The organism is Bartonella sp. M0192, assembly GCF_016102305.1.
GTDB classification, from domain to species: domain Bacteria; phylum Pseudomonadota; class Alphaproteobacteria; order Rhizobiales; family Rhizobiaceae; genus Bartonella; species Bartonella apihabitans.
The window spans coordinates 2,345,504-2,363,388 of sequence record NZ_JACFOU010000001.1 but is presented as its reverse complement, the minus strand read 5'-3'; the positions used below and the strand labels follow the sequence as shown (position 1 = coordinate 2,363,388).

Below are 17,885 nucleotides of genomic sequence, written 5' to 3'. Positions count from 1 at the left end.
ATGAATGTCGATTCACTGGTAAAAGTCCATGGTATCAATGAGAGAGCAAGATTGATCCTCTGGATCATCATCGCGATGATTGTCATTTTCATGATCTGGTCCTATTTCGCCGTTTTGAATGAAGTCGCAATCGGCGAGGGCAAAGTGATGCCCGCTTCCAAAGGCCAGATTATCCAGAATCTCGAGGGTGGCATTCTTGCCGAACTTTCGGTGAGAGAGGGCGACGAGGTTCGCGAAGGGCAGGTTCTTGCCGCTCTTGATCCGGCAAAGGCAAAGTCCAATGTCGATGAAACTCTGGCCAAGATTGTTGCCCTTCAGGCGCGGGCTGCACGTCTTTTTGCCGAAATGAATTATCAGAACAGTGTCAATTATCCCGAGGAAATTCGCGATAAAAAAGATGTTATTGACCGCGAAACCGAGCTTTTTTTCACCAATCGTCAGGCCTTCAAGGAAAATGTACTTAATCTGACGGAGCAGTTGAAACTTGCGCAAGACGAAGTGGAAATTGCCAAACCTTTGCTGAAAACAGGTGCTGCAAGCGAGGTCGAGGTGTTGAAATTGCAGCAGAATGCGGCCGAATTGTCATCAAAACTTGCGGCGACAAAAAATGAATATTTTGTCGCTTTACGCGGTGATTATACCAAAACAATGGCCGATCTCGAGCCGCTATTGAAAACCAGAGAAGGATTAGCCGACCAGTTGACGCGCACAGTCATCCGTTCTCCGACCAATGGAATTGTCAAAGATATCCGCGTTACAACGATTGGCGGGGTTGTTGCCCCTGGCGGAACATTGATGGAAATTGTGCCTTTGGGTGACCAGCTTCTCATAGAGGCAAAATTGAACCCGCGCGATATCGCTTTCATTCACAAAGACCAGCCGGCAAATGTCAAAATCACTGCCTATGATTCAGCAATTTATGGTTCGCTCCCCGGTCATGTGCAGATGGTTTCGCCCGATTCAATCGAAGATGATGTCGACAAGCGGATTTATTATTATCGGGCCTATATTCTGACCGATCATAGCTATCTCGAAACCAAGGACGGAAAACGCCATCAGATTATTCCGGGAATGGTTGCGACTGCTGAAATCAGTACCGGTCAAAAAACCGTAATGGATTATTTGATAAAGCCGCTCAATCGCGCAAAAGAAGCGTTGCGGGAACGGTGACGTGTGAATTAAAAATTTGATATTAATAATAAGCCGACTAAATATTTTTATAAAAACAACGAGTTATTATACTGTAATCGCAACATAATAAGAGGGTTGGATGGTAATTTTTCATAATTTTCTATGTGAAAAATATAGAGTAGACGATGGTTTTAGTTTAAATTATCGAATTATGGGGTAATGAAAAACAGCTATAGTGCAAATTATTCGGCTTCTATTGTTATCCAGATGGAAATAGCGCGCTACAATGATCAACATTCCAAAGCTGCTCAGGCATTCGATTGAACGACAAAAATCGCGTCCGAATTCGGACGGTCGGCAGCTTATTTATGAAAAAACGCGTTTGGCTATCAAATCGAAGCTGAATGAAATGAACGCGCCCGATATTGTCCAGCATTCATATATGTTGAGCCTGGAGGCTGCGATATGCGAGGTCGAGGCTTCTTATCTTTTACGGCCGGAATATTTCGTGTTGGAGGAAAATGGGGTTCCCTGCCATTTCGCCTATCAGGCATATTTACCGGATTATTTCGGTACAAAACGCGAGGTGGCGGTTGATCACGGCCGCTTGCGGCAATTGGCTTCCAGCCAAAATATGTTCAGATATTGGTCGTTCAAAAACGATGAACCGTCAATGACCGATGTTATCGGCCTTTTCAATTTCAAAGACCGTAACGCAGCGGCAAATGGCGCACAAGGCTTAACCGATAATCCGCATTTGATCGATTTTGCCGCCCGCAGAGCTTCACGTCAAAGCGACAGTAATCAATCGGCAGCTCTCAATAATAATGATTTGTCCCGTGAACGGAATTTATATGCAGAAGATGATAATGAAATCGAAGCATTTATCGAAGGTAGAGAAAGAAAAGTAACCCCCTCTCTGGGCCGGCAGGCGAATTTACAATCGGTTAATGCCCGCAATAATGCTCTATTTTCCGACACCGGAGCACAGCAAATTTCCCAAGGCGAACTCCCGCAAAATATGCCATGGCAGCAAAATTTCCAAAAGGAAAATAGGCCTTATTATAGTCTTTCCGGTTCGATCACGAATGGTTTTAGACAGTCTTCATTTAATACCGGCAACGCCCCAACCGCAAACCGTCAGGCCGCAATCCAAGGGGGACAATTTTTTCCATTGAATGGCGAGCGTGGTAACAGACCTTCGGTCAATAATATAAACCGGTTTCCTCAAGCCGGTTTCCAAGCAGGTCGTGACCGGCACAGACAGTCAATAGGGAATGGTGAGGCGCCGATGAACGCTGCAAGATCGTTCCTACCGGATGGGGCGTTTTCAAAAAGACAGCCTGAAAGGCCGTGGGAAAATGCCGCTCGGTCACAGTCTTATCAAGCAACATCCGGCGTTAAGAAGAATGATGGCAAGCGCGCGCCATCCGGTCAACAATCTCAACAAGCCGGATATGGCAATCTTGGCGGTTACGCTGCCACCCCCGACATTTGTTTTCTTGATGAAACGGTCGCGGTGGAACAATTCAGCGTGTCAAATCAGCCCGATCCTGCGGAAGGCCGGAAAATATCGGTGGATGAGCAAATGAAGGAATTGGAACGGCGTTTGTTCAAAAGAGAAACCGTGGTTACTGCCTCACCTCTGCCGCGGCCGATAATATCGGCGCCGTCAGGGAGAGGACTATCAAACACTGCTGCCTCCGCTACCGGTATGAACGGCAGATCTCCGGAACAGAAAATATTTGTCGCGCCTTTGAAAAATGACGCAAAAAATGTTTTCTCCAATGGTGTTGGAAGTAACACCGATCGCAACCGGACAACATATCCACAAACCGTTTTCGATAACGGAAATCTTTTTACTTTAAACGAGATAGAATTTGCGAGCAAAATTCCTGACGAGGAGACAAGACAGAGTTTCCCTGAAAATAACAGGGATGAGCTGGAAAATGTACCGCCAATTCCGGATTTTATTGTCAAATATGACAAGCGGGACGCCGAACTCTTCGAGCAACAGACGAATAACACAGCCACATCAGACGAAAACTCGAACCTCAAGGCTCTGTCAGAAACCCGGTCGCAATCGATAGCGTTAGGTCAAACGCGGTCCAAGCAATTCGAACAGGATCTTTTTCCGAAGGACTTGTCTTTTGATGCCCGCCGCCAAAAAAGGTTCTGGAGACAACCGACTTACAAAGCTCTATCGCATGCGATACGCGAAAATATCAGGGGCAAAGGGAGTTTTGCTGCCGGTATTCTGGCTGCGTGTGTATTATCGAGCGGGGTCTATTATTTCTGGCGGGGCAATGTACCGGTTTTCTCATCCGTAAATATTGGTGGTGATAGCCGAACTTTCGATTTGTCGGCTACTTCGGCCATCAATCCTTCAGCTTCGGATAACCAAGCCGCGCAAGCGCTTAGCTTGGCCGATGCAAATCATGACGGCGCAAATCCTGAAGCCGGAAAAACACTTTCAAAAGCTTCAGGTTCTGACATGTCATCCCGCCCGCTCGAGAAAACAAGAAAAGACGTTGATTTGCCGTCGGCGGCTGTCAATCCGAATGGTGTTCAAAGTCCTTATCAACAAGCAATGTTGGAACCGCCGAAAACAAAAGGCGTGAATGGTGTCAATCCTCAAGATGCGCAAATCCGGACAAGAAAACGCGCTGATGCCAGTATGTTGATGAAAGACAGAAACGGCATAGAGCGCAAATTGGAGGGGTCAGTGGCATGGACGCTCCGGCCGCCTCATAGTGCGGAAAATCCTTATGACGAAACCGCTCTCGTCGCAGATTTCACAACAACGGATGGCCAAATGGGCGTGCGAATGAGCATTCGTAAAAATTATCGTGAAAACCTCGATGCGACGCATCTCATCGATTTGTCTTTTACCCAATTCGAAGGCGTGGATAGCAGTTCGGTTGTCGGCGTTCGCGGCATTTATTTTGGCGACAAAACCAATATCCTCAATAATCAGGCCTCAACAACTGTTGCCAATCTTTTCGAGAATAATTTCATAGCGTCTTTACGGTTCGTTCCCGATGATAAAGACTATAACGAAAATTTTCTCGGACATGCGGCAGTGTTCGGTTTTCCGGCCACTTTCAATGATGGTAGAACAGCCTTGTTTGTTCTGAACAAAGGTCCACAAAACCAAGAACTCTTTGATAAATTCAACGAGAAAAATACCCACTAGATACCGGCTTTTTCCACAATTTGCGTTTAAGTGATTTTGTATTTGTAATTCAGTGAAATTTTCCCGTTTTCGGTTTCACTAGATCGTCTTGTCCATTTTGTTCTGTAGTAAAATTCAAGCGTTCTGAGCGTGAATATTTCTTCTCTGTCGGTACAATTGGCAAAATCAAGTTTTCTTGTCTTTATGGATGAAAAAAAGATTTGTTCGCTTAAGACAAAGCCGTTTCGCCTTATTGTTCTTTATTTAGCCCTTGAGTTGACATATCATCCGGCCATTCAAAATTTATTCGAATAGTCAACATTCAGGGGAGACGGGACTTTGGACCAGCAGCTCAAAAGGGATTTGGTGGAAGTGCTGAAAAAGGAGTTGGCACAGGAGCTCAAGAAAGATCTGGCGCAGCAGATCGAACGGGATTTGTCCGAGCAACTGAAGCGGGGTTTGGCAGAGCAGCTCAGACGCGACTTGGCGCATGACCTTAAATGGGACGTGAGCCAACAGCTCAAAAAGGATTTGGCAGAGGAACTCAAGCGGGATTTGGTGCAGCCGCTCGAACGGGATTTGTTACAGCAACTCAAACGGGACCTGACACAGCAGTTAAAAAGAGATTTGGCAGAACAACTGAAACGGGATTTGCCACAGCAAATCGAACGTGATTTGTCCCAGCAGCTCAAGCGGGACTTTGAACAGGAACTAAAAAAGGACTTGGAACTGGCGCTGAAACGCAGGTAGTAAATCCGGAGTAGCCTATAAAGTTTCAATTGTCTGGTTTGAAAGTGTTATACCGCATTGATTCACGCAAGCGAACTGGTGCGGCGCTTTTTATTCATTTTCGCCTTTTGTCTCTAAGAACAGAGGGGATTAATCAGGATAAAAGATGACTTCAGGGGCGAAACATATAACCCCGTGTTATAGCAAAATGACATAATCGTCTTTTTAGGACAGGAAGAAACATAGCATTTTGTAACGTATGCTCCCTTAAGCTCGCTTCATGAACAGCCAGAAGCAAAGTCGGCAATCGTTATATACATTCATGAAATTTTCATATTAAAGCTCTTTAGGCGACTGTAAAATAAATAATCAATGTAAATACGAGTTGTCATTTCACGAATTAGTAGAAAAATTGATATTATAGAAACATAATTTATAATATAAAAATAAAAAAGTTAAAAAACGAAAGTTATTATAAAATAAATATAAATAATACTGTTCATAATTAATAATTCAAATTTATATAATATATTTTACAACTAAAATAATTATTTATTGTGTGCGATATAACTCGTTAACATACGAAAATGTGAACAGATCGGGTTGCCAAATAAAGATAGATAGCCGATTAAATGTTTAAAGAAAAATTTTCACCTACATGTTCAGGGATATGGGGATTGTAACAGAAAGTGAATCACAATTTTAGTTTAGAATGACTGTAAATAAAGCGAAAAACTTTTTAACAAATTGATATTTCGTATTAATTTTGTTGTTAACTAAAAATTCACCATATCTTGCAAAAATTTGTTAACTCATTAAAACGTTCTATGATTCTTGAATTGTGGAGTTTGGGCGCGCAGATGGGAAAAATTTCGTCAATATGGTCAATTGGCGGAAAAGCCGTTTGTAGCGGTGGGGGGTAGAATGTTTTTTCGGTGCAGGAGCTGCATCAAAAGGGGTTATTTATGAGATCTACTCGTTCTGTACTGTATTTTTCATTGGTGCTTGCGCTTCTGTCGCTCTTTGCGCTTGTTTACACCGTGGTGTTTCACGGCGATTTTGTGGCGCATAACATTATTTTTAATAGCATCATTGCTGTATTCGACGCGATCGTCCTTGTTTATGCAATTTACACAATGTTCTACCTCAAATCAGGGGTGAAACAGTGGGTAGAATTCAAAGGGAATTTTCCGCGCGATAGTGAAGAGCCGGTTTTAAAAGGCTATATGCGGTTGTTGCGCGGTCGATTGCGCGATCTTATCAGCTTTAATGAAGATGAAAGAAATTCCGCAATCTCACTGGTTTCTTCGGCGTTGGACTGGCGGGTGGATTTTCTGTTCTATGCAGCCGGTGCTGTTATTTCCATGGGCTTGCTCGGTACGTTTTTCGGTCTGACATTTACTATGGAAGGTATTCGCGGGTCTATCAACGTTTTGTCGTCGGCTGATGAAATCCAGGCGAAGTCGCTGGTCAATTCGCTGGCAGCACCTCTCGGTGGTATGGCAACCGCGTTTTCGTCATCCATGTTCGGTCTGGGGTCATCTATTTGTACCGGTTTGATTGCCCATTTCATGGGACGTACAACAGAAGGTATTGTTTACGATATCGAAAAATGGTCGTTTGTTGCAAGCGGTGAAGAAGCTTCCAAAATGGCTGGCGAGACCGGCACAATCGACGCGACAACACGTGCGATCAACAGATTGGCAGCAGTTCTTTCCCGTCATGTCGAGTTTTCTCATGAAGATACCGGAAAATTTATTGAAATATCCAGTAGCTTCGTCGAAGGGCAGGCTGCCCAACAGCAAACCATGGACAAAATGCTGGAGGTTGTGTCCGAACAATCGGAAAACAACAAGCGTTCTGTCGATGCAATGTTGTCGACTGTCACGGCAAATGGTGAAGCGACAAGACAAATTGTCGAAGTGATCCAGAATAGCTACGAGATGCTCACCCATCTGAGCGACGTGGTTAAAACCAATAGTGCTTATATTGCACGGGGTACCGAGGCTCAGGAAAACAATAGCCAGACTATTGCCCAGGCAATTGCCGGTTTGAACCAGATGCGGATCGAAATTACGACCGGAATCGAAGCAGTTCTTGAAAAATTGAAACAAATTCAAGGGTTTGCTGCTTCGATTGATCAATCGACCGGACGGCTGACTTCTCATAATGACGAACAAAAAGAAGCTTTGGAGAGCGCAACGCAGGTTATGCGCGCACAACAAAAAGCTGTGATGGAGGGGATGCGGGATTTAACTGAAGCACGTGTTTCCATTGTCTCGGCTGTGCGAGCAGCTCAAAAGGTTAGTGAAGTTCCACCCACGAAAGGCTAATTCGAATGAATTGCTCAATCAATCTGAAGCGTGTGGTGTCTGTCCTGTTGGTAAGCTGTAGCGTCGTTTCAACGGGCTGCGCATCCGATAAAAAACCTACAGTTCGTGCTGGCGTCGATACAATGACAACGCAGGCTATCGATAAAAATAACCAGCCTGCAATCAGTAAGGACCCGAAGGTTGCAAACACCAACAACCCGGTAACTGCAAAATCGAAAGAATTTTTCAAGCGTGAAAAGCAAAGGCTGACGCTGGATGAAGCTTTGAAGAAGGCTGCAGATTATTCGTGGACAATCAAAGTTGCAAAAAGCCAGCTTGATATTGCTGAAAGCCGACTTGATCAGGCGAAAGCCAAATATTATCCGACGGTCGGTGCCGAAGTGACCGCTCCGAATTTGCGCTACGATGGTGGTATCACCAGTCGCGACAGAGATTTTGATGATACAGCTTTCGCCGGTATTGATGTTAGCTACAGTATCTATGATTTCGGGCGGCGTGATGCTGACAAAGAGGCCGCAAGTTATAATTTGCGTGCGAGCGGTCACGCAAAACATGCCGAAGATCTGACGGTGATGTATAATACAGCAAATGCCTATATGGCTGTCCAGTCTTATACAGAACAGCTTCGCTCGGCGATGGCCTATGTTGACAAGATTACATCTCTCAATAAAACAATCGGCGAAAGTGTTGCCGGTGGTATTTCGCCGCAATCGGATGCTGTGCGCGGGCGTCTCGCTTTAAGCAATGCGATTAACCGCCGCAAGGATATCGAACTCAAATTGTCGCGTGCCCAGCAGAAGTTGAATGCTCTTGTGGGGATAGAGGTCGAGGCATTGCCCGCCAAGCGTATGGCGCTTCCCCGTGTTAGGGATCTTGATGCTGTTGCTGTCAATGCGGCAGAACAGAACCCGGCAGTGCTTGCACGTGGTGCGGCGCTGGAAGGAAGCCGGAAAAGTGTTGTCGGTGCCAAAGCGAGCTTGAAACCGAGGCTGGATTTGACAATCGATTATAAGCGCACGCTCGAAAACGTAGACAATCTTTATAATGTATCGGATACTGATGGCGGCGTTCAGCTCAAACTGACATTCGATATTTTTGACCTTTCGAAAAAGGCTAAAATTCGTGAAGCCTATGCACAATTGAATGTCAACGAGGCACAGCTTGGCAAGGAGCGCTCGACAGTGAATGACGAGGTGCGGGCTTTGCTTGGTGATATTGATATTACGTCGCAGCAATGGACAATCAGTGAAGAGGCGTCCAAAGAGGCTGATAAGACACGCGGTCTTTACCTTGAAGAGTTCCGTCTTGGTGATCGGAAACTTTCCGATCTGATCACGGCAGAGACCGAATATTTTTCGTCCCGTACAGATGCTATTGACGCCCGTTATGGCTTTATGCGCGCTGTGTTCAGTATCTATTATCTTGCTGGCAAGCCTCATGACGGACTTGTGGCTCTTCAGCTTGTGGAGCGTTGATAATGGCACAAAAACGTGGTGGCGAGAATATCTGGATTGCATATGCCGATATGCTCACCGTTCTGTTGATGGTTTTTCTTTTGCTGGCTATGTTGTTCCAGGTGATTGTGGCAACTTCGAAAATAGCCGGACCGGAGGATCAGGCAGGCAATCAGAAATCGCAAGCCGAGCAGAGTGCCAAGCAAGCTGCCTCGAAATTCGGTGAGACGGTGGAAAAACAATCGAATAAAGCGGTGTCGGACGGAAATATTGATGACGGCATGGAGCAGGTTGCAACCAAATTGCCGCTGGTGATGGTTGATACCGCAGCCTTGCAACCACGCGATGGCGATTTGCGTATCAATGTCGAATTGAACAGAACCTATTTGACAGGTGTTCAACAAAACGAAGTGCGCGCATGGGCATTAAGAAATAAAAGCGTTCTGGCGACTGAAAAATTACGCATTTATTCGGTTGGACGTAGTATAAATGTTTCGACAGGTGATACATTATTGTTGCAAGTCAATCGTGCTGTGGCAACGATGGCTGTATTGCAAAAAGAAGGTGCCATCATCAAAAACATCAGATTTGATAATCTGATTGTGCCTAATAATACAGACGACTTTATTATATTACGTGTTGAAAATACCGATGCAAATAACGGCAAAACGCAGTAAACCGAGAAAAACGACCGACGGGCTTTGGCTCCTCCTGAAAGGGAAGTGGGCTTTGGCTTTGTGTATTCTGGCTGCTGTTTTGTGGGCTGCATTCTGGCCATTCGATGTTCTGGTGCGCGGGCACGGAATTATTCGTGTCGAAGGTCATAATATCGAGATACAACATCCCGAAGGCGGGGTGTTGAAACAATTGCTCGTTACCAATGGTGAAACAGTCAAAGCAGGACAGGTTCTGGCAAATGTCGAAAATTTGACAGTGGCTGAAGATAACGAAAGCAATTTTATTGCCCTTCGTGCCTATGAATTACGTGAACAGCGGCTGCGTGCGGAGCTTGCCGGCAAGGACTTCAAGCCTCCGAAACCGGAAAATCCGAAATTGGCGGAAATCTACCAGAATGAAACCGATTTATATAATGCCCGTCGCCGTGCACTCGACGAGTCAATTGCTATAGCCAAAACCCAATATGAACAAAAAGAAGCCCAGCTTGCATCGAATGCCATTGCAATCGACAATCTTGGCGCTGAAATGCAATTGTCAAATGAACATATCAAGCTTCTTGAGCCGCTGGTCGCGAGAGGTGCAGCACCGGAGGCAACGCTTGTCCAGCGGCGTCTCGAATATCAGAAAGTTTTGAGCACACTTGCCGATGCGCGCTCGAAAGTGCCGGGAATGACCGCCGCGCGTGACGAGGCAAAACTCAAAATGTCGATGTATAGAACCGAATTCAACGAGGATGCCAACAAGCAGCTTGCGGAAGTTCAGGTTAAACTCGAAACAGCGAAAGCACAGTGGGAAGCAAGTAGGCAGAGAGCAAAAAATTCGGAAGTTGTTTCGCCTGTCGACGGTATTATCCAACAGGTTGTGATGCCCCATGTGGGGGCGGTTTTGCGACCGGGTGAAAAATTGTTCGAAATTGCACCAAGCGAAGTGCCGCTGGTTGCGGATGTCAAAGTTAACCCGCAAGATCGTGACCGCTTGTGGGTAGGGCAGGATGTGCGTGTAAGAGTACTTGCTATTTCCAATTACAGCAGCCCCACTTTGAAAGGGAAAGTTTCGGTCATCAGTGCGGATGCTGTTGGCGAGGAAGACAAGGGGGGACGTTATTACGAAGTTACCGTGACAATGGACCCCAAGCAGAATGAAAGTTTGAAGATATTTCCGGGTATGACGGTCGAGACATTTGCACTTGCCGGACAAAGAACATTTCTGCAATATCTTTTCAAACCGTTTATTGATGGAATGTCGGTTGTCTTCAGCGAGTAAGAGAGGCACTGTGTCGCAATTGAGCTTGTTAAAAAGATCGGCTATAACTATATTCTAGTCGAGGGATTTTTTTCAATGTCGGGGTATTGGATTATCTTAGGGGTTATATCGAAATGAAACTACCTTTTCCGCAGAAGGACGGCGTGTCCGTTCTGGTTGATACTTATTCGGATAACGATGTACCGCTAGCTATTTCCCAAGTCGAAATTATTATTCGCGGGAGCGATGTGGTTATTCGCACCCAGGACGGTTCGGAACTGACATTGGTTCAGGCTGCGCAGATGTCTTCTATGCATGAAAATCTGTTCAACCTGAATTTTGCTGACGGGACAAGTGTTTCGTCGAATGAATTGTTCCAACGTGCCGATTTGATCGAACCCGGCCCCGAACTCAGCGAAATTCGTGAAAACAATATCAAGAGCGATGCCAATGCCGATCCTTTGGTTGCCGTTGTCCAGTCGGCACCGGTAAGTGAAACGACAGATCTGGATTCCGACGACGTAACAGGTGGTCAGGGTGGCGGTAAAGGCGACAGCGATGAACATCTGTCTGTGGCCGATTTTTTGGGCAATCCGCCATCTGTAGAGGATACGATAAGTTTTGTTCCATCGACTTCAGCGGGAGGCGGCACTCCTCCGTCGACCAACACTCCTTCCGAGGCAATGCCTGCTCCGGTAATGCCAGCGTCACCGTCGGAACCGTCAACACCAACAACACCTGGCAATCCTGATCATGGCAGTGATCATAATGGTGGCAATAACGATAACAACAATGATCACAATGGCGGTAATAACGATAACAACAATGATCATACCGGTGGCGATGGCGATAACACTGGTAATGCGGGATTGGCTTTTGTCGAGCAGGCTAATCTTTATCAGGTAACAAACACCAAAACGGTTGTTGACAATGGAGACGGAACACAATCGACCGTTTGGCATCTGGGCGGCGGTTCGCCTGCTGCACGTACAAATCCTGATCTTGGTGTTCAATATGGTGAACCTGCTATTCTTGATTTGCGCAATGAGGCTGATCAGGAAAAAGGTTTTACTGTCCATGCCGATAACGAGGCCTTCAAATATGGTCAGGTCAATACAGAAAACAGCCCGAACAATCTGGATCGTCGTTTAGGGCGTATTGTCACTTTCGACCAATTGGTAGGCGGAGAATCTGTTGCCGGTAAAGCTATCAAGAACATAACCGGCATTCCGGACGGTATGACTATCATCTGGAAGGGAGGACCCGGATATGATGATTTTGTTGCCAAATACGGTATCGAACTTAAAGATAACGAGATATTCGTTAACTATAAGGGCAATGTCGATTATAACGGCAACAACATCAACATTACCTGGGTTGATGCTCAGGGCAGGATAACCAAAGCCAAATCCGAATTTACCAACCAGTATGACGGAGATCATCCGGATACGGTTATCAATGGTAATCACGCGATTGTTTTGCCGAAAACGCCGAATGCACGTGAAATTTATGGCGGCAGCGGAAACGATACGATTTATGCTTCGCAGTTCAACAACAACATCAAATATGATGGCGAGGGTGGTACAAACCGCCTGATCTTTGGTGATGATTATCCGATTACCACCGAGGAAGGGTCAAATGCACTGCCAGGACTGGTATACGATGTTGCCAATAACAAGATCACCGATACCGGCAATGGCGATGTTGCGGAAATGCATAATTTTACCGAAATTGTCGGTACCAAAGGCGATGATCATTTTCTGATCGGTGACACAGCGACTTCCTATTATTTCGACGGACGTGATGGCAATAACGTTTTCGATATGCAGATGACCGATCCGCAAGACAGCACCATTATTAAGGGGTCGAGCGGTAATAACCAATTATTTGCCGGCTCAGGGGAAGACACTTATAATCTTGTCAATTCTTCGGGCAACAATACCGTTGTCGATCGTGGTAAAGGTGACTCGAACGATACCTATAACTTTGAATCCTCAACAGGGCAAAACAAGGTTACAGATGCCGGCGGAAGTGATTTCTATCACTTCAACAAGGCGACCAATCGTGTAGAAATTAATGATTCGGCGGCCGGTAACGATCAGTATCAGTTCCACAATATTAAAGACAATCATGTTACGATCAATGATCGCAATGATGGTGACAGTTTAAGCGGAAGCGATATCTATGATTTTGCGACCTTGACTGCCGAAAATTCAAACGCAGACGACCATATCGAGAATTCCGTTGTTACTATTCTTGATGAAAATGGCAGTGACAAATATCAATTTGACCGCACAAAAGGTGGTTCTGTCACGATTGATGACGAAGGCAAGATCAGCGCAAAAGATGTAGCCAAGGATGAGTACCATTTTTCGGGCGCCGAAACGAAAGTTGATATTACCGATAAGGATGGTGCTGACAAATATTCCTTTGAAAATGCTAAGACGAGTGCGGATAACACAATCACAGTCAAGGATTATGGTACCGCCAATGATATTTATAATTTCAATGATGTAACATCGGAAAGCAGGGCTGAAGGTACGGCTTCGAATGTTTCGATTCTGGATAAAGGCGGCAAGGACGAATATCACTTTGACCGGCTTCAGACCAAAGTCCGTATTGATGATATTGGCTCGGGCGACAACTACTTTACATTCCACAACGCTGATAAATCCGACATTACGATTAACAACCTCAATGATGGTATTTATCTCGGTGGCAACGACATTTATGACTTTGCAACGCTAAAGGAAAATAACCAATCCGCTGAAGATCATATTAATGATACGACGGTTGCTATCGCCGATGAGTATGGCAATGATCTTTATAACTTCGATCGCACAACAGGCGGTTCTGTAACCATCAAGGATACAGGTGTCGGAAATTCAAACGACAGAACAGTGGCGGCTGATCAATATCATTTTTCTAAAATTAATACGAAAGTCGATATTACAGATCAGGATGGCAGTGATAGCTATGATTTCAGCGATTCTACAACATCGGCTGAAAATACAATTAAAATTACCGATAATAGTAACAACTATTATACAGACACCTATAATTTCAACAACACCCAGGCATCAAGTTTTGCCACAGGGGCGGCTGCAAATATCGTTATTTCCGATACGGGTGGCACAGACCATTATTATTTTAATAAAATCACCAGCAAGGTGAACATTGACGATTACGGATCAGGTCAAGACGATTATAGATTCCATGAGGCAAAAGACTCCAATATTACGATCTATGATCACTTCTCCAATCGTGGCACATCGCAAAATCTCGACAATGTTTATGATTTTGCTACCCATAATACATCATCAGGCGGTCAGAACCCGACAGATTTTATCTCCAATACAATCGTCAACATCACCGACGAAAGCGGTGCCGACAAATATTATTTCGACCGCACGCAAGGCGGCTCGGTCACAATTGTGGATTATGCAATCGGCAATAGTGGCTCGAACGATCGGGATCAATACTTTTTCGATGATTCCTATTCAAAGGTTTCAATAACCGATGGTGGTGCCTCCGATAACTATAACTTCAACCGTATCCTGGTTGATCAGGACAACACTGTTACTATCAAAGATCAGGGTGGTACTAATTCGGGAGATGATGTTTATAACTTCAACGACGTGAAAGCGAAATCTGACGCCGTTGCCGGTGGAAGTCATATTTATATTTCAGACGATTATGGTTCGGACCACTATAATTTTAACAATTTCGGCGATGCGACCAGTTCGGTTATTTCGTCAGTAAAAATCGATGACAGCGGTCGATGGGCTGATAATTACTCGTTCCGTAATGCAGTGAACGCGAAAGTCGACATTCATGACTATGGCGCCAACGATGCTGATGATAGTTACGACTTCGCAGGTAATGGTAACTCGGATACGGATCATATATCCAATGTGACTGTCAATATTCAGGATGACACCGGTCAGGATCGTTATTATTTCAACCGCACAGATGCTTCAACAATCAGTATTATCGACGGTGATAACTGGCAAGATAACTATTTCTTCAATGATACGAACAATTCGAACATCACGATCAGAGATGGTGGTGGTGTAAAGGGTGGCAGCGGAGGAGATAATTACAACTTCGATCGCACCCAAGGCGGTAGTGTAAAGATAACCGAGGGTGACGGGACCTCGAACTATAACTTCCATAATGTTAAGACAAAAGTAAACATTGAAGATGGTGGTGGCTGGGATAACTATAATTTCCAGAATTCAACGAACAGTGATGTAAATACAATTACAATCGTTGATGGTACAGGGAAAGATACTTATAATTTCCAGAATACCACAAGTGAAAATTTTGCTGCCGATAATTTGTATAATATTACCATCACAGATGGGTTGGGGGCTGATATTTATGACTTCACCGGTTCAAAAACAAAAGTAAGTATCGAAGATACAAATACCAAAGGCGATGAAAAGGATGATGGCAGCGATACTTACATTTTCAACAAGATACATGATTCAATTGTCAAAATTAAAGATATTGCCGCAGATACCCTAAATGGGAATAATACGTACAATTTCGGCGTGGATGAAGATACAAAAATTGTAAATTCCAAGGTCGATATTACTGATCAGGGTGGTGATAATAAATTTTACTTTAGGTATGGACAGGGCGGCGATGTGAACATCACCACAACCACTATTGAAGGTGCTGGTGATGATGGAGACGATAATTATTTCTTCAATAACAGTAATTTCGATACGGTAAAGATCGAAGATTCCTATTTTGGCGACTTATATAACTTCATTAGTTCAACGACAAAAAATGTAACGATTCTGGATCATGGTTCTAACGAATCTCGCACGCTCCGTCTCACAGATAATTATTATTTTAACGATTCGGCAATCGCTCAAACCACAATCGTAGATGATCAGGGAAGGAGTGATTATAATTTCACGAATTCCGGTACCGCAGATTCTATTGTAAAAATCAGTGATGGTGGCGACTCCGATATCTATAATTTTCAACAAGCCAAAGGCGATGTTACAATTTTTGACGGGGGTGGTAACGACGGTTACAATAACTTTGACAGAATTGTCTATGATTCCGAAGGGCATATGGATTACTATCGGGACAAAAACGGCAATTATACCGACAAAGACGGAAATTTGCTTTCCTTTGGTAGTCAACCAATTGTCAGACACGAGAATTTTGCAGCACAAAATCCGGACGACTTCGATTTCAGATATTCATCTGCTTCGAAAACTATAACGGACGGTATTGTCAATGACGCTGATAGCAGCGCAAGCGGTCTGAACAAGGATAATGGTAATTCGGCCGGTGTTTATCACCTCCAATATTCGACAGGCAGTACGGTTATCAACAACCGCGGCGGCTATGACAAATATTATCTTGGCGGTTCAACAGGAGAAACGATTATCAATGGCGGAACCGGTACCGATATTGTTTATGTCGGTAAAGGTAAACTCACCTATGATGGTGGTACACGAACCGATGGCGGCAAGGAAAATGACTGGATTTCGTTTCAGGATGTTCTGGAAAGTACAGATGCCAACGGCAAAAACGTCGCTCCAATGGATCCGAACCAACGCACCGAGGGGGTTTATATAAACCTGGCGGCCAGTGAAAAAGGTTATGCCATTAATAATAATCAAAATATACTCAGCCATGACAGTAATGGTGCAGTGCTTGCCGAAGGTGCCGCTCAGGGTCATGTAACCAATGTTGAAAATGTTATTGGCAGTAAATTTGATGATCTGATTTACGGCAACGAGAAAGACAATTATTTCTTGGCAACGCAAGGACACGACATTTATTACGGTGGTGCAGGTTCTGACACTTATTTCGTCGGCGCACCGAATTTAGGTGGGCGTGTCGATGGCTTGTTGCCCGATGACGAGCGCGATCTTTATCAGCTTGATCCATGGGCAGCCAAACCGGATATCGGCATTCAGAATGATGTGACCATTAACCTTGATACCGGAGAAGCGACAACGCTTTGGAAGGATAAGAATGGCAAGCAATATACAAACGAGCTTCATGATTTTGAAAATGCTTATGGTGCATATTTTTTCAATAATAAGATAATTGGCCGCTGGGGTACCGACGGAACATTGGTCGGCGGTTACAAAGGCGACCAGATCTATTCTGTAGAAAATTCGAGTAAGGATGGCATCAGCTATATTGATGGTAATGATCTCTCCACTGCTTCCAATGATACCCTCTATTACAATTATGTAAGCAACGGGCGGTTTATAAATGGCGTCTATGTCAAAATGGATGACGGGCAGAGCTATTCCGGAACAACGGTAAAGGGCTTTTACGGTTACGACGAAAACCATGTTGCCCAAGGTACCCAAGGCCACGACGTATTCAAACGCATCGGAACCATAACTGGTACGCAAGGTAACGATGTGTTTGAAGGCAGCAGTGCCGGTGGACACAAATTTAACGGCGGCGGCGGTGGTGATGACCTTTTCATCAGCCATGGTGGTGTAAGTTCCGATTATACGCATGGCGTTGTCGATTACAGTCACCTCAATCCAAACGAATTTTTTGTCTACAAGCTTGCAGGTGAATATAATGGTTCGCTCGTTCGTGACAGAAATCCGACTTATGAGGACCACCTGAACAATATCACCGGCATTATCGGTTCGAGCGGTGATGACAGCGTTCTATTCACCACTCACCCGACCAACGACAATACAAACCTTATTTCGTTTGATGGCGGCGATGGCACGGACTACATGCTAAAAAGAATTGACTCGACGAACAGCCATCCTGGTTCAATCTATAATATCTCCGGTGGCATCAAAAATGTCGAAGGCATCGGCTTTATTGATAACTATAAAGATACCGTCAACCTTGATATGGACAAGTTTTTCAAGGACTTTATGACCGGCAAGGCAGATACCGACGGTCATTACCACGCCCACTTCTTCGTCGACGGTCAGGACGAGTTCAACGCCTTTTCCTCCGGCACAGGTGATTGGCAATGGAAACTGACGTCGGATAACGGGAATGGCGATAAGCAATGGACTGCTTTCGGGAAAGATTCAGATGGCAATTACACGCATGATACGGGCAACACCATCGACGTTGCGAAAGGCAGTGTTGGGGATTCGCATCCGCAAGACAGAGGATAATGCG

The 17,885-nt window shown here is 44.8% G+C and carries 8 protein-coding genes; all 8 read left to right on the top strand.

Annotated elements, in window-relative coordinates; all coding sequences use genetic code 11:
• The 8 genes from H3S82_RS10195 (at position 1) to H3S82_RS10160 (ending at position 17,881) form a co-directional block, all read left to right on the top strand.
• The gene (locus H3S82_RS10195; RefSeq protein WP_198232376.1) at positions 1 to 1,170 is read left to right on the top strand and encodes an HlyD family efflux transporter periplasmic adaptor subunit; all 1,170 of its coding nucleotides are present in this window, start codon (positions 1 to 3) and stop codon (positions 1,168 to 1,170) included.
• Between the two features lie 247 nt (positions 1,171 to 1,417).
• Entirely contained in the window at positions 1,418 to 4,327 is a 2,910-nt protein-coding gene (locus tag H3S82_RS10190; RefSeq protein WP_198232375.1) for a hypothetical protein, read from the top strand.
• 318 nt (positions 4,328 to 4,645) lie between these two features.
• Complete coding sequence (locus tag H3S82_RS10185) at positions 4,646 to 5,056, top strand: hypothetical protein (protein ID WP_198232374.1); 411 nt, start codon at positions 4,646 to 4,648, stop codon at positions 5,054 to 5,056.
• A gap of 944 nt (positions 5,057 to 6,000) precedes the next feature.
• Positions 6,001 to 7,368: a MotA/TolQ/ExbB proton channel family protein gene (locus H3S82_RS10180; RefSeq protein ID WP_149867602.1), complete on the top strand. Its 1,368-nt coding sequence runs from the start codon at positions 6,001 to 6,003 to the stop codon at positions 7,366 to 7,368.
• Between the two features lie 5 nt (positions 7,369 to 7,373).
• Complete coding sequence (locus tag H3S82_RS10175; RefSeq protein ID WP_078039944.1) at positions 7,374 to 8,843, top strand: TolC family protein; 1,470 nt, start codon at positions 7,374 to 7,376, stop codon at positions 8,841 to 8,843.
• Between the two features lie 2 nt (positions 8,844 to 8,845).
• A complete protein-coding gene (locus H3S82_RS10170) occupies positions 8,846 to 9,499 on the top strand; it encodes a hypothetical protein (RefSeq protein ID WP_198232373.1) in 654 nt (217 codons plus the stop codon).
• The gene (locus H3S82_RS10165; RefSeq protein WP_078039942.1) at positions 9,474 to 10,763 is read left to right on the top strand and encodes an HlyD family type I secretion periplasmic adaptor subunit; all 1,290 of its coding nucleotides are present in this window, start codon (positions 9,474 to 9,476) and stop codon (positions 10,761 to 10,763) included. Before H3S82_RS10170 ends, H3S82_RS10165 begins: the two co-directional genes overlap by 26 nt.
• A gap of 113 nt (positions 10,764 to 10,876) precedes the next feature.
• A complete protein-coding gene (locus tag H3S82_RS10160) occupies positions 10,877 to 17,881 on the top strand; it encodes a hypothetical protein (RefSeq protein ID WP_149867476.1) in 7,005 nt (2,334 codons plus the stop codon).
• The last annotated feature ends 4 nt before the right edge of the window (positions 17,882 to 17,885 follow it).

What these genes read in the sequence shown, in the direction of transcription:
- H3S82_RS10195 (WP_198232376.1), top strand. Translation starts at nt 1, where the DNA reads ATGAATGTCGATTCACTGGTAAAAGTCCATGGTATCAATGAGAGAGCA.
- H3S82_RS10190 (WP_198232375.1), top strand. Translation starts at nt 1,418, where the DNA reads ATGATCAACATTCCAAAGCTGCTCAGGCATTCGATTGAACGACAAAAA.
- H3S82_RS10180 (WP_149867602.1), top strand. Translation starts at nt 6,001, where the DNA reads ATGAGATCTACTCGTTCTGTACTGTATTTTTCATTGGTGCTTGCGCTT.
- H3S82_RS10175 (WP_078039944.1), top strand. Translation starts at nt 7,374, where the DNA reads ATGAATTGCTCAATCAATCTGAAGCGTGTGGTGTCTGTCCTGTTGGTA.
- H3S82_RS10170 (WP_198232373.1), top strand. Translation starts at nt 8,846, where the DNA reads ATGGCACAAAAACGTGGTGGCGAGAATATCTGGATTGCATATGCCGAT.
- H3S82_RS10165 (WP_078039942.1), top strand. Translation starts at nt 9,474, where the DNA reads ATGCAAATAACGGCAAAACGCAGTAAACCGAGAAAAACGACCGACGGG.
- H3S82_RS10160 (WP_149867476.1), top strand. Translation starts at nt 10,877, where the DNA reads ATGAAACTACCTTTTCCGCAGAAGGACGGCGTGTCCGTTCTGGTTGAT.